General features: G+C 51.2%; 18 protein-coding genes. 1 reads left to right on the forward strand and 17 read right to left on the reverse strand.

What is annotated here, in order from left to right; all coding sequences use genetic code 11:
• Positions 1-1,098: a hypothetical protein gene (locus DAES_RS12760; protein ID WP_013515449.1), complete on the reverse strand. Its 1,098-nt coding sequence runs from the start codon at positions 1,096-1,098 to the stop codon at positions 1-3.
• A gap of 149 nt (positions 1,099-1,247) precedes the next feature.
• Between DAES_RS12760 and DAES_RS12770 the strand changes: the two genes are divergently transcribed.
• Positions 1,248-2,407 (forward strand): IS3 family transposase gene (locus tag DAES_RS12770; protein ID WP_407635878.1). Its coding sequence is split into 2 segments (ribosomal slippage): positions 1,248-1,520 and positions 1,523-2,407, totalling 1,158 coding nucleotides; the frame shifts between segments, so codons are not numbered across the junction.
• Positions 2,408-2,425: 18 nt separating this feature from the next.
• Here the strand turns inward: DAES_RS12770 and DAES_RS17660 are convergent.
• The 16 genes from DAES_RS17660 to DAES_RS12845 all read right to left on the reverse strand — a co-directional run bounded on the left by DAES_RS17660 (position 2,426) and on the right by DAES_RS12845 (position 21,147).
• The gene (locus DAES_RS17660) at positions 2,426-3,016 is read right to left on the reverse strand and encodes a hypothetical protein (RefSeq protein WP_157864862.1); all 591 of its coding nucleotides are present in this window, start codon (positions 3,014-3,016) and stop codon (positions 2,426-2,428) included.
• Between the two features lie 34 nt (positions 3,017-3,050).
• Positions 3,051-4,210 (reverse strand): IS3 family transposase gene (locus DAES_RS12775; protein WP_407635878.1). Its coding sequence is split into 2 segments (ribosomal slippage): positions 3,051-3,935 and positions 3,938-4,210, totalling 1,158 coding nucleotides; the frame shifts between segments, so codons are not numbered across the junction.
• Positions 4,176-4,562, reverse strand: coding sequence for an AAA family ATPase (locus DAES_RS18115; protein ID WP_083808655.1), 387 nt, complete (start codon positions 4,560-4,562; stop codon positions 4,176-4,178). Before DAES_RS18115 ends, DAES_RS12775 begins: the two co-directional genes overlap by 35 nt.
• A gap of 371 nt (positions 4,563-4,933) precedes the next feature.
• A complete protein-coding gene (locus tag DAES_RS12785) occupies positions 4,934-5,707 on the reverse strand; it encodes an HAD-IA family hydrolase (RefSeq protein ID WP_013515452.1) in 774 nt (257 codons plus the stop codon).
• A 50-nt stretch (positions 5,708-5,757) separates the two neighbouring features.
• On the reverse strand, positions 5,758-7,149 hold the full coding sequence (locus tag DAES_RS12790; RefSeq protein WP_013515453.1) for a ribulose-bisphosphate carboxylase: 1,392 nt from the start codon (positions 7,147-7,149) through the stop codon (positions 5,758-5,760).
• 34 nt (positions 7,150-7,183) lie between these two features.
• The gene (locus DAES_RS12795; protein ID WP_013515454.1) at positions 7,184-8,110 is read right to left on the reverse strand and encodes a phosphoribulokinase; all 927 of its coding nucleotides are present in this window, start codon (positions 8,108-8,110) and stop codon (positions 7,184-7,186) included.
• Between the two features lie 32 nt (positions 8,111-8,142).
• On the reverse strand, positions 8,143-9,132 hold the full coding sequence (gene glpX / locus DAES_RS12800; protein ID WP_013515455.1) for a class II fructose-bisphosphatase: 990 nt from the start codon (positions 9,130-9,132) through the stop codon (positions 8,143-8,145).
• Positions 9,133-9,453: 321 nt separating this feature from the next.
• Positions 9,454-10,257 carry a hypothetical protein gene (locus tag DAES_RS12805; protein ID WP_041271441.1) on the reverse strand — a complete coding sequence of 268 codons (804 nt, stop codon included), beginning with the start codon at positions 10,255-10,257 and terminating at the stop codon, positions 9,454-9,456.
• Positions 10,258-10,353: 96 nt separating this feature from the next.
• Entirely contained in the window at positions 10,354-11,727 is a 1,374-nt protein-coding gene (locus DAES_RS12810) for a sigma-54 interaction domain-containing protein (protein WP_013515457.1), read from the reverse strand.
• A 76-nt stretch (positions 11,728-11,803) separates the two neighbouring features.
• On the reverse strand, positions 11,804-12,802 hold the full coding sequence (gene gap / locus DAES_RS12815) for a type I glyceraldehyde-3-phosphate dehydrogenase (protein ID WP_013515458.1): 999 nt from the start codon (positions 12,800-12,802) through the stop codon (positions 11,804-11,806).
• Between the two features lie 219 nt (positions 12,803-13,021).
• The gene (gene rpe / locus DAES_RS12820) at positions 13,022-13,780 is read right to left on the reverse strand and encodes a ribulose-phosphate 3-epimerase (RefSeq protein ID WP_013515459.1); all 759 of its coding nucleotides are present in this window, start codon (positions 13,778-13,780) and stop codon (positions 13,022-13,024) included.
• A gap of 9 nt (positions 13,781-13,789) precedes the next feature.
• On the reverse strand, positions 13,790-14,863 hold the full coding sequence (fba, locus tag DAES_RS12825) for a class II fructose-bisphosphate aldolase (protein WP_013515460.1): 1,074 nt from the start codon (positions 14,861-14,863) through the stop codon (positions 13,790-13,792).
• 19 nt (positions 14,864-14,882) lie between these two features.
• Positions 14,883-16,328 carry a pyruvate kinase gene (gene pyk / locus DAES_RS12830; protein WP_013515461.1) on the reverse strand — a complete coding sequence of 482 codons (1,446 nt, stop codon included), beginning with the start codon at positions 16,326-16,328 and terminating at the stop codon, positions 14,883-14,885.
• Positions 16,329-16,333: 5 nt separating this feature from the next.
• Positions 16,334-17,506 (reverse strand): phosphoglycerate kinase, encoded by a 1,173-nt coding sequence (locus DAES_RS12835; protein WP_013515462.1) that lies wholly within the window; start codon positions 17,504-17,506, stop codon positions 16,334-16,336.
• Positions 17,507-17,538: 32 nt separating this feature from the next.
• Positions 17,539-19,554 (reverse strand): transketolase, encoded by a 2,016-nt coding sequence (tkt, locus tag DAES_RS12840; protein WP_013515463.1) that lies wholly within the window; start codon positions 19,552-19,554, stop codon positions 17,539-17,541.
• Between the two features lie 375 nt (positions 19,555-19,929).
• On the reverse strand, positions 19,930-21,147 hold the full coding sequence (locus DAES_RS12845; RefSeq protein WP_013515465.1) for an NAD(P)/FAD-dependent oxidoreductase: 1,218 nt from the start codon (positions 21,145-21,147) through the stop codon (positions 19,930-19,932).
• Positions 21,148-21,151 lie beyond the last annotated feature (4 nt).

The raw sequence follows: 21,151 nt of genomic DNA on the forward strand, positions 1-21,151 counted from the left end.
TTAATCCACATTAATTAGGTCATTTAATTTTTCAACATACAACTTAATATTCTGTTTAACTGCAGCAGTTTTGGCTGCGAGAGAGAACAGATCTACAATACGAGAACTACGATCTTCCTTTTCATAATCCGTCAACAAGTTTGGAATCAGCTTACCGTCCACTATATTTGACGTAATTATTAAACAATTTTTTTTATCCGGTGAACCTATTTGACTCAGAACTAGGGCTGCCTTATCAACAAATATTGCATCCAATGAAGATTCCGGCGCATCAATGATCAAACTAGTTCCGCCACCTCCAGCCGTTTCCATCAAAGCCATCCGAAATGACAAATCAATAAACTCCCGCTGACTTTCCGACACCTCATCTGGGCCACTTCGCCGACTTGCCTCAGGAAAATCGGCTCCGGTCATATCTAATGCAAAAGCAGGATACTCAATTTCTTTTTGCTGCAGTTGTCCTAACTTGGAGAACTGTGGAGACCAACTCAGGGTACAGGTTTCAAATAAAAACTCCTTAGCATATCCATCAAATGATTTCTGTATACTATCAACATGTTTATACAGAGAGTTTTTCCATGTTTCTACTAAGAAGCTAAATTTTTCCCTCATGGTGGCCACTATAATTTTTTTTGTTTCATACTTAGCTCTAAGAGAGGAAAGTTCTTCATCTCTCTTATTCAACTCCTCGTCGTCCAAAGGAATACTGTTCTTAATTTCAATTATCCGCCGAACTCGCACACCCATTGCTTCATCGAGTTGCTCTATCTCTGCCTTCTGCAAGTCATAGGCCTTTTTCACTCTTTTTAGTTCATCTTTCCTGTGGGTCAAAAAATCCTTTTTTTCGGCATAAGCGTCTCTTATTTGTTCTGCTTTTCTTCCCACAAAATCAACGACCCCATCATGAGAATCTCGATGAATACTAGAAGCACAGATAACACACTGATTGTTCTTTAGGCGATCTTGCAACACCTGTGCAGCTTTAGGGGCATCCTGCCCACATACTAAACAGAAGCCATCTGTGGCTAACTGGCCGAGTATATATTGAGCGGTCTCAGTTTGTTCTGGAAATCTTGATTGAAGTGTAAGGTATTTCATGCGTTCATATTCACGTAATGCTGACTCAAAGGAATCCTGCGCATGTAGCTCAGCACGCCGTGCCTTATTCCTTTCAAAGGATAGAGGTGGCCCCAGAAAACTGGACCACTCGTTAAGGTGGACGTATAAGAGCCCAAGGAGGCTTGAACATGTCCAACAGAAGACGTTTTTCAGCAGAATTTAAAGCCCGTGTAGCACTTGATGCATTATCCGGTGAACACACGATTTCTGAACTAGCCAGCAAGCACGGTGTTCATCCTAATCAGATCTCCACGTGGAAAAAACAGGCCAAGGAAGGAATCGTCGAATTGTTTTCCGGTAAGACTAAAAACACTCCGCAGAACAATGAAGCCCAAATCAAAGACCTCCACGCAAAGATCGGCCAGTTGCTTGTGGAGAAGGATTTTTTGCAACAAGCCTTCGCCAAAATATGAGCTGCGGGCGAAGGCGCGAAATCGTCGATAACGAGCATCCAAATCTCAGCGTCCGACGACAATGCAAAGTTCTGCAATTACAACGGTCAACATACTATTATAAGCCCATCGGCGAGTCTTCGCTCAATCTGGAATTGATGCGGAAGATCGATGAGTTGTTTATGGAATTGCCGTTTTTTGGCTCCAGACAGATGCGGAATATCCTGCAAGATACGGGATATTTTGTCGGTCGAGAGCGTGTGAGACGGTTGATGCGCAAAATGGGGTTAATGGCGGTTTATCAGAAGCCACGAACGAGCCAACCGCATCCCGGTCACAAGGTGTATCCATATCTGCTTCGAAATATACCAATTACAAAACCGAACCAAGTTTGGTGCACGGATATTACGTATATCCCCATGAAACGCGGTTTTTTGTACCTCGTTGCTATCATGGACTGGCATAGCCGCGCAGTCTTATCCTGGCGGCTGTCGAACACAATGGATACGGATTTCTGCGTCGCAGCCTTGGAAGAGGCCATTAGTTGCTATGGAGTTCCTGAAATATTCAATACTGATCAGGGATCACAATTCACCAGTTATGAGTTCACAAAGACTCTCAGAGATGCTGGCATACGGATATCAATGGATGGTCGCGGTCGCTGGATGGATAACGTCATGATCGAACGGCTCTGGCGTTCCTTGAAATATGAATGTGTGTATTTACATGAGTTGAGCACAGGAAGTGAGCTGCGTGAGGCATTGGCGTGGTGGTTTGATTTCTACAACAATCGTCGGCCTCATTTCACTTTTGACGGAATGAAGCCAATGGATGTATATCAAAGTTCCAAGCCAGAGGGGGTACCCCCTCTGGCTTGGAGTCAAAAGGCGGCGTAACCTGTAAACTTGTCCACCTTATATTCGCCGCTCAGTGGTCCGAAGAACCGAGGCCACCTCTGATATTCCCTCAATCGATTCCAGGTAACGCTCTATTTTTTCGCTATCAGCTTGTTGTAAATCTGAAAGAGATTCAAGCTCCTGACGAAGGCCGCCCGAATCTTTAACTTGAGTTTTATCAACTGCAAGCTCTTTCTCCTCTTTGAATAAGGCAGCAATGGCATTACGAATTTCTGAATCTTTCTCTAAAATTTCCCTTTCAGCTTCATACCATTTCTGAGCATCACCTTTTGATAAAAACAGTACTCTGATAAGCTGTTTTTGAGCAGTATGATCCCAAACGAGAGCCTTTCTATCTTCAAAGTAAAAAACAAGATAACGAAGTATTAATATCCAATCACCGAAGGACCATACATCAACAAGTCGAGCTATTTCATTTTGATAGAAATCCTCATCGCCACCGACCTCTCTCCCATCAATTTTGAAACTTATAAGTCTCAAATCTCCAAGGCTTCTTGTAATACAAATAGCACTCTCACCTATGCTAAGGGAAAGAGTCGCTTCAGCGTCATCAGCATTATCAGAGGTGGCCTCGGTTCTTCGGACCACTGAGCGGCGAATATAAGGTGGACAAGTTTACAGGTTACGCCGCCTTTTGACTCCAAGCCAGAGGGGGTACCCCCTCTGGCTTGGAACTTTGATATACATCCATTGGCTTCATTCCGTCAAAAGTGAAATGAGGCCGACGATTGTTGTAGAAATCAAACCACCACGCCAATGCCTCACGCAGCTCACTTCCTGTGCTCAACTCATGTAAATACACACATTCATATTTCAAGGAACGCCAGAGCCGTTCGATCATGACGTTATCCATCCAGCGACCGCGACCATCCATTGATATCCGTATGCCAGCATCTCTGAGAGTCTTTGTGAACTCATAACTGGTGAATTGTGATCCCTGATCAGTATTGAATATTTCAGGAACTCCATAGCAACTAATGGCCTCTTCCAAGGCTGCGACGCAGAAATCCGTATCCATTGTGTTCGACAGCCGCCAGGATAAGACTGCGCGGCTATGCCAGTCCATGATAGCAACGAGGTACAAAAAACCGCGTTTCATGGGGATATACGTAATATCCGTGCACCAAACTTGGTTCGGTTTTGTAATTGGTATATTTCGAAGCAGATATGGATACACCTTGTGACCGGGATGCGGTTGGCTCGTTCGTGGCTTCTGATAAACCGCCATTAACCCCATTTTGCGCATCAACCGTCTCACACGCTCTCGACCGACAAAATATCCCGTATCTTGCAGGATATTCCGCATCTGTCTGGAGCCAAAAAACGGCAATTCCATAAACAACTCATCGATCTTCCGCATCAATTCCAGATTGAGCGAAGACTCGCCGATGGGCTTATAATAGTATGTTGACCGTTGTAATTGCAGAACTTTGCATTGTCGTCGGACGCTGAGATTTGGATGCTCGTTATCGACGATTTCGCGCCTTCGCCCGCAGCTCATATTTTGGCGAAGGCTTGTTGCAAAAAATCCTTCTCCACAAGCAACTGGCCGATCTTTGCGTGGAGGTCTTTGATTTGGGCTTCATTGTTCTGCGGAGTGTTTTTAGTCTTACCGGAAAACAATTCGACGATTCCTTCCTTGGCCTGTTTTTTCCACGTGGAGATCTGATTAGGATGAACACCGTGCTTGCTGGCTAGTTCAGAAATCGTGTGTTCACCGGATAATGCATCAAGTGCTACACGGGCTTTAAATTCTGCTGAAAAACGTCTTCTGTTGGACATGTTCAAGCCTCCTTGGGCTCTTATACGTCCACCTTAACGAGTGGTCCAGTTTTCTGGGGCCACCTCTATCTGCTACTCTTTTTGAGAAACTAAGCTTGTCGGCCCGAGAAAGCTGAGTAGCTTTAAGTTTAGCATTCCCTAGACTCCCAGACTTCGTAAGGGCAGAAATGTCGTATGCTCCTGTCAGAAGACGAAACATGATATTAATAAGCGTCGTCTTGCCCAAACCGTTTGCCCCCAATATGAGGGTGAGTCCTGGCTTAAATATTATACATAACCCTTCACCGCTTTTGCCCGGATAAAGACCATAATCTTGAACAGTGAGCTTCTCGAATACGGGGAAATTGATCATATCTCTCTCATGGTTCAGATAAGTAAACAACAAGCAAGCATTTTCACACAATCATACTTCCGAATACGGCTAATCGATTATAGGCATAAACTCATATTTGACCGTTTTCAAGAGGGGGAGAGGTAATAAAAGGGTTTCAAATGCTACCATCCATTTTTTTAGTTCTTAAGATGTAGACGTTATGCCGCCTTCCACGGACTTTAAAATCTTGACGATCTGATACTCACTGAATTTTGATTTACGCATGTGAAACTCCTGCTCCTAGTTTGGGGCAGAAGTCTCTACTTTGCAATGGACCTATTATACGGGCACTTTACACAAACCACCGCCAGCAATCATACCGCTTCTGGTAATCTTATTAGAAGAATTAACTAGGAGTGGCTTGAAGAGGTAATGGGATGGACCCGCCCCTTGACAAGATGTCTTGCGGCGGCGTGCCATGCTTCAAAATGGTTTATGGTGATCGGTGTCTTTAATCCCTCCAGCGTTGTCAATCCGTGCTTCAGGCAATGAACCAATGCGATCTCCTTTCCGAATTCCTGATAACGTGTATAACCATTAGTCGTTATGATTGTCGGCACTCCTGCAGTGACAGCAGATTCCATTCCATTCTCGGAGTCTTCAACCGCGATGCAATCCATGGGGTCCAGTTCCAGCCTTCTCAGAACTTCGAGATAAACGTCTGGAGCAGGCTTCTTGCATGTAACATGTTCTCCTGACACAATAATTTCCCAATGCTCGGATTGCAGTACTCCCGAGGAGAATAAGGCTTCAACATTCGACATGGACGTTGTCGTGGCGATGGCAAGACGAATTCCTTTCTCCAGCGCCCTGTTCAAAATCTCTTTCACACCATTGCGAAGATGCAGTTTCCCAAGTCGAATGCTCTCATGATAGATTTCTGTTTTTCGAGCATGCATATCCTCGATAGAGGAAGGGAACGATTTCTCCATGCCGGAGAGCTTGGCGTAATAACGAATCCGTTCCTTGCCGCCAGTCACCTTGAGAAGCTTGCTGTATGCTTTTCGACTCCAGCGACAATCGAGACCATATTCATCAAAAACAGTATTGAAAGCTGCCCGGTGCAATTCCTCGCTATCCACAAGGGTTCCATCGACATCCCAGATTATAGCTTCAAGTGACATGTGTCCTCCTCCACGAAAAAGGAGGGGCAATTGCCCCTCCAATATAATCATTACAGGCAAAGCTGGTGGCGCCAAGTCGGGTAGAACCTGTCCGCATCCCCCGGAAAGGATTCGAATGCCCGGGCCAGTTCATTGTGCTCCTTGGCGTAGTCCAAAAGGTTCACGCCCTGTATCCAAGCGTCATGGGACTGCCTCAGCGAGAGCGCCCCGGCCGTGGGTCCATCCAAGTGCCCGAAGGCCCCACCACCAGATGTCTGGCAGATGTTTGAATGACCCAAATTATCGAAGAAGCCTGGCAGCCGCAGTGCATTCATCCCACCGGAAATCATCGGGGTTGTGGCCTTCATACCATACCATTTCTGCTTGAAGTACGGTCCCTGGGCCTCCTCCCGCTCAATCATGTAGGCCATGCTTTTGTCAGCCATTTCGCCTTCCATCTTGCCAAAACCCATGGTGCCCGTATGGATGCCCGACGCCCCTTGGAGGCGAGACATCTTACTCAGGACAAAGGCGGTGTAACCGCGTTTGGCCTGCGGCGACGTGACTGCGCCGTGACCGGCACGGTGGTAATGCAGGAACTGGTTTGGGAAGTTCCTGCGGGCGGTAGTAATAGCGGTCGGTCCGGCCACATAGCCATCGACGAGGAAAGCGACCCGACTGGCATTCTCTCCAAAGGCATTGAGGATAAATTCACCGCGGGCAATCATTTCCCTGGGGTCGTCAGCTGTGATGTTGGCGGAGAAGATCTTGGCTTCTCCAGTCTCGTCCTGAGCACGCCGCATGGCATCAGCAACGGCTGTGATGGTCTCTTTGAGGGGGGCGAACACCTGGTTACCCTGTGGTTCATCGTTCTTTACGAAGTCGCCCCCCAACCAGAAATGGTAGCAGGCATCAGCAAATGGTTTCGGGCGCAGACCCAGCTTGGGCTTGACGATGGTGCCGGCGATCATGCCACCGTTCTCGGTGGGACGTCCGAGCATGCGCCAGAAATCAGCGATGTTCTTGGAAGGCCCATCAAAGAGTTCCAAGTATTGTCGCGGCACATAGAAATCGTGCATTTTGGCGTAGGCAACATCTCCCATGCCCTGGTTGTTTCCTATGCACAATGTCAGAAAGGAGGCGAGCATGGCGCGGCCATCGATGATGTTACGATCGAAAAGCTCCACAGGATAGGCGATCTTCATCAGAGAGTCGCCGTTGCTGGCGTCACTGACTTCGTAGACCAGCGCATCGACGCCTTTGGTGAAGTCATCAGTAGTGCAGACCTCGACGTTGGTGCCGGTGGAAGACTCGGCTGCGAAGTGGGCAGCAACCTCGACATTACCGTACCCGTTGGCAGGCTTATAGATATAGGCGCACAGGACGTGATTTCCATCAGCGATCAGCTGGTCTTCCTTGAGATCAAAATTCACGTAGCGGCTTGTCTGGTCATATGCGGACATGATTGTCTCCTTTATCAAGGCACTCTCGTGCGTCTTATGCGTTCATTTTGGCGTTCATCAGGTGGTAGCAGGTCAACAATTGCGTGATGCCAAGGGGATAACTTGTTTTCTCCTCATCGCCTTCGAAGTAGCAGCCGACACCGTCGATAGTCAGGTCGTCACACTTGTCCAGATGGTCGATGATAATGTCCATGAGCGTTTCCGCGGTCATTTGCTTGATATTGCCGGTGATCTGAAGGATATCAACGGGCAGCCCCTCATCGCGCCCCAGGGTAAAGGTAAGGCACTTCTCCTTGGTTCCCGGGCGATGGTCGATGAACTCGGCAAAGTCCGGGTGATGAATAGTCGGCCTCAGAATGAGGTTCGTGTTGAGATTGGTGCCGGTCTCTTCCTCAGCCCCATCCGGGCGGTAGAAGTTGCAGACGATATCAGCAAACTTCCGTTGCGGCCTGATGTAGTTGGTTGAAACGTCGATCCTCTTGTCGAGGGAAGCCTGCACTTGATCACGGGTATAGCCACGCTTGACCGTATCCCGTTTGAACTTCCAGTCCACCCGAAGTTCCTCGTCGGGATCAAGGTAGATTTTGACATCAAATGCGTCACGCATCTTTTTGGTGTAGAAACCAAGCAGTCCCTCGACGATGACAAATTCCTTGGGCTCAATGTAAACCGGTGGATCGAAGTCACCTGTGTGGTGGTTGTAGACGGGCTTGAGAATTGCCTCCCCACGACGCAGTTGGTAGAAATTATGCTGCATAATGTCGATGTAATTGCAGTCAGGATGTAGGGCGGAAATGTTTTTTTCAGCCCGTTGCACCCGATTGAACTTATGATAATCGTCCGAACAGATGTTCGTGACCCTATCCGGGCCCAAAATCTTCTCGATACCGGCCGAGATGGTGGTTTTCCCGGCGGCTGAATCGCCCACTATACCAAGCAGTATCGGTCTGTTGCGCTGCATGGGATTCTCCTTTTATTGCTTAAAATACTGTTTTAGTCGTAATCGATGGAACTGATGCGCATGAGCTTATCGAAGCGATGGCTCGATTCGATCTTGCGTACGGTGCCGGTTAGGCCTCGCATGACCAGCGATGTGGTCTTCGCCCCCTTGCCCGTGAAGTCGACGCCCTTGAGGAAGACTCCATCGGTAATGCCTGTGGCTGCAAAGAAGATGTCATCGCTACTTACCAAGTCGTCCATCTTGAGGACCTGTTTGAGATCGCGACCGTCTTCCAGAACTCGCTCCCTTTCCATTTCTGACTGTGGGTCGAGCATGGCCTGCATCTCACCGCCGAGTACGCGAATTGCGACTGCGGCCAGAACCCCTTCCGGAGTGCCGCCTGTACCCATCATAACGTCTATGCCGGTGTCAGGAATCACGGCCATGAGCGCACCGGCCACGTCTCCGTCAGTATGTAGTTGAATACGAGCACCGGCTGTTCGAATGTCGGCAATGAGGTCTTGATGACGTTCCTTGTCCAGGACGAACACTACGAGGTCTCTGACCTCCTTGTTCAGGGATTGGGCCACCTTTCGGAGCGTGCGCTCCACCGGTTCCTCGATGTCGACCATGCCCGCTGCTTCAGGCGGGACAACCAGTTTTTTCATGTAGAAGGCTGGCCCCGGGCTGTACATGCTTCCCTCCGGGGTCATGGCCACCACAGAGATGGCATTGGGACGTCCATGGGCGAGAAGGCGTGTGCCCTCGACTGGATCAACGGCAATGTCCATTCGAGGGCCCACGCCTGAACCAACTGATTCTCCATTATAGAGCATGGGGGCTTCATCCTTTTCCCCTTCGCCGATGACAACCCGCCCATTGATGGCCATGGCGTTGAAACTGATGCGCATAGCATCAACGGCGGCGCCATCCCCATCTTCCTTGTTCCCGAGTCCAAGCCAACGTGCCGAGGCAAGCGCGGCGGCTTCAGTAACACGTGCAAGGTCCAGGGCAAGATTTCTGTCCGGCTGTCTTCTAGTCATATTTGTTTTCTCCCACAAAGGTTGTTCTTCTTACTGTTTTGAAAGAGAGACAAGGGATGGTGAATTGCGGTCACTTGATTGATTGCAGTCAATTCCCTTGCCTCTCCCTCGGAGAGGTTTTCGGCCTGCGATGTGGCCGTATCCATGACCTTGTAATTACAACTCCCGTGCCACATGGAACAAATCGCATTATAATACGAATAAGTGCATTATTATGGAGTGTTATGGCACAATCGTTTTGTGATCATGGCGTCACCATGTGCCGTGGAAGTCTCAATAGGGTGAGCTGTCAGTTGGTAAGTGTGCCGCGCATGGCACAAGTCACTGAAATACAGAACCGAAAAGATCCGCTTCCTGTGAGGTGATACCATACTCTCCGGGGAGCATCGGGCGAAGACCATCAAACGGGCTGACCGGATATTTGCAATCCGAGCCACCGGAAAAGAGTATCTCGACGTTCTTGGTCAGTGACAGTGTCCTGGCCTGCAGCACTTCATTGCTTTCAGTGCCGAAATACCCATTCTCCCTATAGGGATAGACAACCTCCACCGCATCAAGGTCCGCCGCGACCAGTTTTGCCATGAGGGGCTGCTGCCTCTCGAGGGGAGTCATCATCGGGTGAGCCCATATGGCGATGCCACCTGCTCTGTGAATCAAGTCGACGACCTCGACAGGATGAAATGGGTCAGCCAGAGACATATCCCGATCGAGATTCTCATCGGCAATGAATTGCAGTGCGTTTAGCAGGGATGGGAACATCCGGCGTTCCTGAACCAGGTATTGCAGGACAAATGTCGGATGTGGGGCCTTACCGGCAAAAGCCGCGACCCTCTCCAGGTTGACGGTGGAATCCCAGACATGGAGACGGTCGACAAACAGCGAGACGATCTCATCCATCTGCTTTTTTATGAGAGCAAAGTGCTTTTCTAGGGCCTTCCGTTGCGTATAGGAAAAGTCCATACCGAAACCTATGATTTGGGAGTCTTTGCATGAAAATTCGATGCCCAGCGCCAGCCGCAGGCGAAGTTTCGCCGCGTGTGCATAGAGCGTCTCGTCCGGGAAGGCGTCCTGCTCACAAATCCCGATGCCCTGCAAGCCGTTCTGCTTGGCCAGACTCAGCAGCAATCTGCCAGGTATCTTACTCTCCCTTGAGCGGTCCGAGTGCGTGTGCATATCATAGTGCACTGATTGTCGTGTCGTTCGAGAAAACATGCCATTCACTTAAATCCCGTATTTATTCATCTTTCTATAGAAAGTGCGACGAGGAACCCCCGAGATCCTAGACGCCTCACTTACATTTCCTCCAGCCTTGTCGAGAAAACGCATGAGCTCCTTTTTCTCGAAGTTCTCCATGACCTGATCCTTCTTGGACTGGAAGACGTCTCCTGTATCAGAAGGTGGAGGAACTGACTTGCCAATGGGACAACTGAAAGCACTTGAACCATCGATGCGTAAGGCCAGATCTTCAGGCCTGATGACATCATCCTTACACAAGATAGCGGCCCGTTCGATGACGTTTTCAAGTTCCCTGACGTTGCCCGGCCAATCGTACCGACTCATGCATTCCATTGCATCATCAGTTATACCGCACAACTTCTTGTTCAGCTTTGCTTCGGCCTTGGTGATGAGGTGATAGACCAGATACGGGATATCCATCATCCGTTCACGAAGCGGAGGGATTTCGATGGTGAACGTATTGAATCTGTAGAAGAGATCACGACGGAAGGTCTCGTTGTTCATGGCATATTCAAGATCTCTGTTTGTGGCTGCAATGACTCTTACATCAACGATCTTTATCTCGGTACTGCCGACAGGACGGATCTCGCCTGTCTGAAGGAAACGCAGCAGTTTGGCCTGAAGCTCTGGCAACATATCCCCGATTTCATCCAGGAAAAGAGTCCCGCCGTCCGCTTCCTCGAACAATCCCTTGCGATCGCTCTCGGCTCCGGTAAAGGCACCCTTCTTGTATCCAAAGAGTTCACTTTCCATGAGCGAAGAGGTCAGTGCCGTACAGTTGATAGATATATACGGCCGACTTTTCAGATGGCTTTGCTGATGAATGGCTCGGGCGATCAGGTCCTTCCCCACGCCCGTCTCACCGAGGAGAAGGACGGTTGTCGGGGTCGGTCCAACCCGTTCGATGAGATCAGATATTTCATACATCTGAGGGGACTTGCCGATGATGATGGTCTCCCCACCTGTTCGCTGATCGATTTCCCGCTTGGCAGCGCGATAACGATCTCGAAACCTGGCTTCCTTGCGTATGGATACCGTCAGGAGACGGACGAGCCTGGCGGCAGCCTTTTCCAGAATTATGACGTGTTCAGCCTTGTACATCCTGATATGTTCAGTGACAGCCTCATTGCGTGAGGCGTTGACGATGACATCCAGATTGCGAGCATTGCCAAAGGAAGGTAACGCGTTGACCAAGGGGATGCCGATGTCTTTTGCGAGCGCTATGCTCGACGGATCTGCCTGCATATCCAGCAGACAGACAATCTCGACACCGTGCACATCCTTGACCGCCTTCATGAACGGGGCACATGTCTTCCCCGAACCTGCAACCAGGACCTGTATCTTGGTGTCTTTCCACATATTCCCTCCGCCGAATGGCGGGTCTTGAAGGGACCGCGCCAACGCCGAATGTTCGGGAATGCGGTACCTCGGTTTTCTATAGAGTTGCTCCTACCTTGCGAATGAGACGGAGAAGCTGGTTGGTGAAACTCGATTCATTGTCGTACCAGATGATGCACTTGACCATTCTGGAGGACATCACGGACGTACATAGACCATCAACAACACCGCCGTAGGTCGACCCAATGTAATCGGTGGATACGAGCGGCAGTTCGGTATAGCCCATGACATTCAGGAGCGCCCCTTCCGACGCCGACTTAAACGCCGCGTTGACGTCGGCGACAGAGACATCACGACCGACATTGGCCACGAAATCCACCAGCGATACATTGGGCGTAGGCACTCGGACAGCCATGCCGTCCAGCTTGCCTTCGAGTTCTGGAATGACCTGTGTCACGGCGCGCGCCGCCCCGGTGGTCGTCGGCAGCATATTGACTGCTCCGGCTCTGGCCCGACGCAAATCCTTGTGTGTCCCGTCCAGAATACGCTGGCTCATCGTATATGAATGGATGGTGGTCATGAGCCCGTGCTCAATGCCGAAAGTCTCGTGAAGGATCTTGGCCACTGGGGCCAGACAGTTGGTCGTGCAGGATGCGTTTGAAATGATAGTATCTGATAATTTAAGTTGGTGGTCGTTGACGCCCATGACGATGGTCGCGTCACAATCAGAACTAGGTGCACTGACAATGACCTTATGACAACCACAGTCGATCATCTGTTCACAGCTGAGACGATCACGGAAAGCTCCGGTGCTTTCGATAACGATGTCGACATCCCAGGCTCCCCAGCTCCATTCGCCGGGTTTGTCGCGCGTGACGACAACCTGATGACCATTGATGGTGAATCCGTTTTCATTAGCTTCCACATCTTCGGCAAAGCGGCCGTGGACGGAATCGTACTTGAGCAGATGCGCCAATTGCGCATTGTCGGCCCGGGCATTGACCACAACGAGTTCATACCCGTCTTCATTGACAAGAAGTCTGGCAAGATAACGCCCGATGCGTCCGAATCCATTGATGCCTATCCTGATGCTCATGTTGGTCTCCCTGGCAGCAATCACCGCCATCGCTTTGCCCGTATTGGATGAACATAGTTCATCAGGGCTTTTTTCAGATCGAATACTCTTTCAATGGCATTTCCCGCTGGGTAGACGGTTTGACCCCATCTCTAAAAAAATATAAATCTAGTTTATATCAATTTATTCCAGTAACTTAATCGTTGTCTTCGGGTGTATCATCTCTTTCCGGACCAGTAGCTACCGCTCATCTCCTGATTTTCCCCGTTCACTTTGAATTGCGCCCCATCCGCACGTTGCCGTGGAGGTGTTTCCTGCCTTCGAAGACGGTGAGCAGGCCGCTGCCATGAATGTTTTGAGTCTCTCATCGTATGGAGGATGGCCAAAGAACGCTGAGCCTGAGACAAAGACATCAGCCCCTGCCTGATGCAGTTCGGCAACATTATCAGGAGTGACACCTCCATCCACCTGAATCAGGGTGTCTGCCCCGGTCAGCTTGATCATGTGAGAAAGGCCCCTGATCTTATCAATGGAAAAGGGGATGAACGACTGGCCTCCGAATCCGGGGTTCACGCTCATAATCAGAACCATATAGAGCTGCGGAAGCAGATGTTGGACGACGCTCAGCGGCGTATGCGGATTGATAGCAACGGCCGGTCGTGCGCCAAGCCTAGCGATCTCGGCCACGGTCCGCTCAAGATGGATTTCGGATTCGGCGTGCACGCAAATAAGATCGGCTCCGGCATCGACAAATTCCTGGATATATCGACCGGGTTTATCGATCATCAGGTGGACATCGAAGAAGAGATTGCTCACCTTGCGACAACGACCGATAACTGGTGGCCCGAAGGTGATGTTGGGGACGAAGTTTCCGTCCATGACATCCCAGTGAACCCATTCTACTCCTGCCTGTTCAAGCGAGGAGAGCTCCTCGGCCAGCCGACTGAAATCAGACGACAAAAGAGATGGAGATATAATGACTGTGTTCAGATTACTCATGATCACTCCTCATTGTTGGGTATTGGCAAGCGGAGCATAGGCGCCTTTGGCATAGCCAGCAGCCATGCCTTCATGTGTGGATGGCTTGATGGAGTGTGCCCAACCGGCCGATCCGAAGGCCAGAAAGCGTGAGCGGCAGACCTCTTTCATGGCTTTGGTTGCCTCGGTCAGGAACTTGCGGGGATCGAAGTTACCGGGATTCTCCACCAAGTGTTTGCGAACCGCACCTGTGGCGGCAAGACGCAAGTCGGTATCGATGTTGACCTTGCGAACACCGTGCTTGATCCCCTCTTGAATCTCGGTCACGGGAACACCGTAAGTCTGTCCGAGGTCTCCGCCGTATTCGTTTATGATCTTGAGCCATTCCTGGGGAACGGAAGACGAGCCATGCATGACCAGATGGGTGTCTGGTATGCGGGCATGGATCTCCTTGACGCGGTCAATGGAGAGAACCTCGCCTGACGGCGGAGAAGAAAACTTGTATGCGCCATGGCTGGTGCCGATAGCGATGGCTAGGGCGTCCACATGGGTTTTTGCTACAAAGTCGGCGGCTTGATCTGGGTCGGTCAACATCTGTTCACGACTGAGCTTCCCCTCGGCTCCCACGCCGTCTTCCTTTCCGGCAGTCGCTGTTTCCAAAGAGCCCAACACGCCGAGTTCGCCCTCAACAGAGACACCGCAGGCATGAGCCATGTCAGCGACCTTTCTCGTTACAGCGACATTATACTCATAGCTCGACGGCGTGCTTGAATCTTCCATAAGGGATCCATCCATCATGACGGAGCTGAACCCGTTCTGAATGGCCTGAACGCATAAACCCGGCGAAGCACCATGATCAAGATGTAGGCAGACAGGAGTGGAGGGCCACTCCTCGATTGCTGCTTGGATGAGGTGACGAAGAAAGGTCGACCCTGCGTATTTTCTGGCTCCTGCAGAGCTTTGCAGGATGACCGGGCTGTCTGTTTCAACCGCTGCCTCCATAATTGCCCGGATTTGTTCCATGTTGTTGACGTTGAATGCGGGCACGCCGTAGCCGTTTGTCGCGGCGTGGTCCAAAAGTTGTCTCAAAGAAATAAGAGCCATGGGAGTATCCTCCTGTTGGTTACCGTGTGTATTTTTCGACTCTACAGATGCGCATGGAGTTTGTTCCACCACGCTCTCCGGCAGTGTCACCGCTTGTTGTAATCACGAGATCACCGGGCTTGACCACGCCGAGCCTGACCAGTTCAGCCGCAGCAGCTTCATGCTGCTGTGATGCGCAGACCGAGGCCGGGTTGAAATTGATTGGATACACTCCCCGGTACAGCGAGACCCTACGACGGGTTTGTTCATTTTGGGACAGGGCAAAAATTGGAATGCCTGAACTGATCCTGGACATCCAAAGCGGCGTCCCGCCCGATTCGGTGAAGGCTCCGATGGCCACAGTCTCAGTATGATTGGCCGCATACATGGCCGACATGGCGACGGTCTCGTCAACATGAGTAAATTCCATGTCCACCCTGTGTCGCGAATGTCTTACCTGTTCCTGTTTCTCCGCTTCAAGGCAGATGACGTCCATTGCCGCAACCACTTCTACCGGATATTTACCAACAGCCGTCTCTGCCGACAGCATGACACCGTCAGTGCCGTCCAGGACGGCATTGGCTACATCGAACACCTCGGCCCGTGTGGGTATAGGATTGGTAATCATCGAGTCCATCATCTGCGTGGCGGTGATAACCACGCGATTGAGGCTTCGGGCTCGCTTGATGAGCATCTTTTGTACGGCGGGCAATTTGGCATCGCCGATTTCCACACCAAGGTCGCCGCGGGCCACCATGATTCCGTCAGAAACCATAATGATCGTTTCGATGTATTCCAGTGCTTCGGCCCTTTCGATCTTGGCAAGAATTGAGCCGTGCCAACCAAGCCCTGCGAGAATATCCCTGGCTTCGTCTACATCGGCTGCGTTGCGAACAAAGGAAAGTGCAAGATAATCGGCCTGCATGGTCGCCACAGCCGTCATGTCCTCCCGGTCCTTATCCGTGAGCGCCCCGGCAGAAAGACCGCCGGACAGCACGTTGACGCCTTTGCCACCGGATAGGACGCCGCCTGTGATTACAATGCAACGGACTTGGTTGCCGAGGATATCGTCAACTTCGAGGATGCATTTGCCGTCATCAAGAAGAAGGATCGTGCCAGATGATACATCCTCGGCCAGCGATGGGTACGTTATGCCGACCCTATTCGAAGTGCCGTTCTGTACGGCAACAGAGGGATCAATGATGAATGATTGACCTTCTTTTAAAACGACAGAACCGGATTCAAATCCTCGAATCCTGATCTTTGGCCCCTGCAGGTCGGCCAATACGCCAACGGTTCGGTTCAACTCGGACGCCAGTTCACGAACTCGAACAGCCATTTGGATATGATCCTGCGCAGTGCCATGAGAAAAATTGAGCCTGACAACATCGACGCCAGCCTGGATCAGATTGCGCAGGGTTGCCCTATCAGAAGTTGCCGGTCCAAGGGTTGCCACGATTTTGGTACGTCGAAGAGTATTTTTCATAATATTTATTGATGAGCCCGTGTTTCAAGTATGCTCACAGCCGGAAGTGTCTTCCCTTCCAAAAATTCAAGAAAGGCTCCGCCACCCGTGGAGATATATGTTATCATTTCGGATACGTTATACTTTTCTATAGCGGCAAGGGTATCGCCACCTCCGGCAATGGAAAAAGCCGGGCTTTCGGCTATGGACAGCGAAAGATTTCTTGTCCCCTGTCCAAACTGGTCAAATTCGAACACGCCTACAGGTCCGTTCCAGACAATGGTCCCGGCTTCTTCAAGAATTCTGGAGTAGAGAGAAGAGGTCATCGGGCCAATATCGAGGATCATTTCGTTGGCAGCAACGCGGTTGACGGAACGGAGAATCGGAGTCGCAGTCTGCGAAAACTCCCTTGCGCAGACGACATCAAGGGGGATCGGAATCTCAACACCGAGCATCTCGGCTTCATCCATCAGCTCCCGTGTGGCCTGAACCAAGTCCTGTTCAAAGAGTGACGAGCAGACATCAAACCCTGCAGCGGCGATGAAGTTGTTGGCGATACCGCCGCCGACGATGAGTTTATCCACCATAGGGAGTAGTGATTTGAGGACCGTAAGTTTTGTCGAGACTTTTGATCCGCCCACAACGGCCACGATCGGGGCCTCTGGATTCTCAAGACCCTGTTTCAATGCCTTCAGCTCCTGCACGAGAAGCGGACCGGCGCAAGCCTGTGGCGCGTATTGTGCTACAGCATATGTGGACGCCTGAGCCCGGTGGGCCGTTCCGAATGCGTCCATGACAAACACATCGCACAAGGAAGCCATGGCTCTGCCAAGTTCATGGTCGTTCGACATCTCCCCCGGAAGGAAACGGACATTTTCGACCATGATGACTTCGCCCGGATGCGGTTCGAGCCCGTGGGCCCAATCACGCTCGAACCTGACAGGAATACCAAGGAGTTCAGACAACCGGTCTGCGACGGGTTCAAGAGACAATCTCATTTCGAAAACACCAGACGTGGGTCTCCCAAGATGAGACATGAGTATCACCATAGCCCCGCGATTGAGTGCCGTGCGAATTGACGGCAGGGCAGCACGTAGTCGCTTGTCACTTGTGATAATCCCATTGTTGATGGGGACATTGAAGTCTTCCCGCATCAGCACTCGTTTTCCCATGAGATCGAGTTCGGTCATTTTCAGCATTGTCTTCCCCTATTACGATTCACAAGATCACATCAGGCAGCCATACTTGTTTTTTCCATCACCTGTTCAACCAGCGCCATCACGTTGTCGGGCGTAAAGCCGAAGTAGTCGAAGAGCTCATTGCCCGGAGCGGATTCGCCGAAACGATCAATTCCCATGACAGCTCCGTTCAGGCCTACATAGCGATACCAACCAAGGGTGGTTCCGGCCTCAATCGCGACACGGGCCGTGACACGCGGCGGCAGGACAGCGCGGCGGTAGGCCTGATCCTGCCGATCAAAGGCTTCGACGCAAGGTATAGAAACGACACGGACCTGCGTCCCCTTGGACTCCAGGGTCATGGCAGCCTCCACGGCCAACCCTACCTCGGAACCGGTCGCTATAAGAATAGCATCCGGGGTCCCGTCGCAATCCCGTAAGACATAGCCACCCCGTGAAATCTGGTCCATGGTCTCTGTTGACCTTGATTGGTACGGGAGATTCTGTCGGGACATGACCAGTGTGGATGGTCCGTCACCTCGTGTGACAGCTTGCTCCCATGCCACGGCAGTTTCGACGCTGTCACAGGGGCGCCACACGTCCATGTTGGGGATGAGCCGCAGGGAGGCGACATGCTCGACCGGTTGGTGGGTCGGCCCATCCTCACCAACACCGATGGAATCATGGGTCATCACGTAGAGGACCTTCAGTCCCATCAATGCAGACATGCGCATGGCGTTTCGCGCATAATCGGAAAATACGAGGAATGTGCCGCCATACGGGATGAAACCGCCGTGCAGGGACATACCGTTCATCATCACGGACATAGCGAATTCACGGACACCGTAGTTCATGTAGTTGCCATCCCACTCAGCAGAGGAAGCCGTCTTAGAGCCGGACCATCGAGTCAGGTTCGACCCAGCCAGATCTGCCGACCCTCCGAAGAATTCAGGAAGGACCGGCGCAAGACCTTCAATGGCATTCTGTGAGGACTTGCGGGTAGCCAGACTCTCAGCTTTGACATCGACGGAATCGATAAAATTGGATGTATGAGATGCAAAATCTTCAGGCAGCGTTCCCGTCATGCGACGAGTAAACTCGGTCGCCAGATGCGGGTAGGCCTTTTCATACTCCTTAAAGCGAGCGTTCCAACTGTCTTCGGCCATGAATCCATTCCCCTTTGCGCTCCATCTGGAATAGATCATCTTCGGAATTTCAAAAGGAGGATGGGGCCAATCCATGTTCTCGCGTGCACAGGCTATTTCATCATTCCCGAGGGGGGAACCGTGACATTTCTCGGAGCCGCAGATATTGGGCGCGCCCTGTCCGATGACAGTCTTGCAGCAGATCAGGCTTGGCTTGTCCTTATTTGCTCTGGCCTCTTCAATGGCCGCCTTGATGGATGAGGCATCATGTCCATCGACGTCACGGACGACATGCCATCCATAGGCTTCAAACCGTCCGGGAGTATCATCGGTGAACCAACCGTCAACACAGCCGTCGATGGAGATACCGTTGTCGTCGTAAAAAGCGAAAAGCTTGCCCAGCTTCAGCGTCCCAGCCAGAGAGCAGGCTTCATGGGAGACGCCTTCCATCATGCACCCATCCCCCATGAAGACATAGGTGTGGTGATCCATGATGGAGTGTCCGTCCCTGTTGAACTGGGCCGCAAACACTTTTTCCGCCACAGCCATGCCTACGGCACACGCAATGCCTTGTCCGAGCGGACCGGAAGTGGACTCCACGCCGGGTGTCATCCCATATTCAGGGTGTCCCGGCGTCCTGGAGTGGAGTTGTCTAAAGTTCTTGATATCGTCGATGGTGACGTCATACCCACTCAGATGAAGCAGCGAGTAAAGCAGCATCGACCCGTGGCCATTGGATAAAACAAAGCGATCACGATTGGCCCAGTCGGGGTTGGCAGGATTGTGGACCATGTAATCGTTCCAGAGCACTTCGGCGATGTCGGCCATGCCCATGGGAGCGCCGGGATGTCCGGATTTGGCCTTCTGGATGGCGTCCATGCTCAGGGCGCGAATGGCGTTTGCAAGTTCCTTACGTTTCGGCATGGTGCCTCCCTTCGATGTTTTCGTTAACAGTTAGAGAATCCAGGAGTAGATCCGCTCATACATTCCGCACAGATTCCTGGCGGTGGCGTTGGGCATTCCGCAACTTTTCATGCGGCAATAGATGTGCAACGGATTCAAGTAGTGACGTAACGTCTCTTTCATGATGACCTCCCGGTTCTATGCTTGACACCGGGACTACATCAAAAGACGTGCCGCAAGAGACCCCACGAAGGATCACTGCTTTTAGTTTAGTTATTGCGTGTGGTTAATAGTGGGAAATGAGTCTAAGAAAAAAGATCAGACTGTGCCAGACCTGACCCAAAAACAGTGAAGATGTGTGCGTACTGGGCCGGGAGTGGCACAGCTATCGGGGAATTATTTGGAGAAGAAATTGATGTACGACAGGAAATCGTCCAGATCTGTAGAGGGTAAGGCAGATCCAAGAAGAACACCGGATATCCATCCGGCATTGTGCGGACGGCGAGACGCACTACGGATCAAACTGCCAATGGCCTTAGGGGTTCTCAAACCCAGAAGACGTCCACCCATTTCAAGTGAAGGTCCGATCTCCTTCCATAAATAATATGGGTATTCACGTAAGGCAGCCTCATCCCAGCTCTCGCCCTTACAGGTTTTGGCAAGGACTTCTCCGGCGATTCGAGCAGAGATGATGGCATTGGTTGTTCCGTCAGAACTACATGGATTGACCAGCCCGGCGGCATCACCTACGAGAATAAAACCGTTTCCATGAATCTCCCGTATGGGATTCCCCACCGGCAAGACACCCGCTTCAATCTCACCCATCTGTTCCGCAAAGGCGAACCGTTCCTTCAATTCGGGAGAGGCCAGCGCACGCTTGAGCGCTTGCTTGGGCTTGATATTGGTGTCCTTGACTACATCCATGGGAATGGTCAACCCGACATTGGTCTGACTCGTTTCTGTGGGATGGAACCAGACGTAACCAGGAAGCACTTCTTCCGGAAAATGGACTTCAATGTTGCCCCGTATGCCAAGCACTTGGCGAAAATAACCACGGACAGCCAGGGCGCGATACTCAGGGTATCTGGGCATGTTCATCTGCCTTGCCACGAGGGAATCACTGCCGTCGGCACCGACCACGACCTTGGCGGTCCAGGACACTCCGCGACCGCCACCACGTTCACCCTTCACTCCGTATGCTTGCCCGCCTTTGACCAGCACTTCAGTTATCCGGCACCAGTCGACGACCTCAACTTCCTCTTCGGCCGCAATTTCCATCAAGAGAGCGTCGAGGAGAATCCTCCGGCAGATGATGCCCGCCTCTGATGCGGTGTCATCAATCTTGAGAATCGGCACTGTAACGGAACTAGTATCGGCTCCGTGGTAAGTAATTTTCTGAACAGGGGTATGGGGAATTTCTAGGAGGCGAGGCAAAAGCCCCAGAGAGTTTAATTCTGCGATTGCCAGGGAGGACAAGGCGTCACCGCAAGTTTTTTCCCGCGGAAATTTCTTTTGATCGAGCAGCAAAACGTGCAATCCTTGTCGGGCTGCATGGATCGCCGTACATGTCCCCGCAGGCCCTGCTCCGACCACTATTACGTCATAATCCGACATGAAA

The organism is Pseudodesulfovibrio aespoeensis Aspo-2 (assembly GCF_000176915.2).
GTDB lineage: Bacteria > Desulfobacterota > Desulfovibrionia > Desulfovibrionales > Desulfovibrionaceae > Pseudodesulfovibrio > Pseudodesulfovibrio aespoeensis.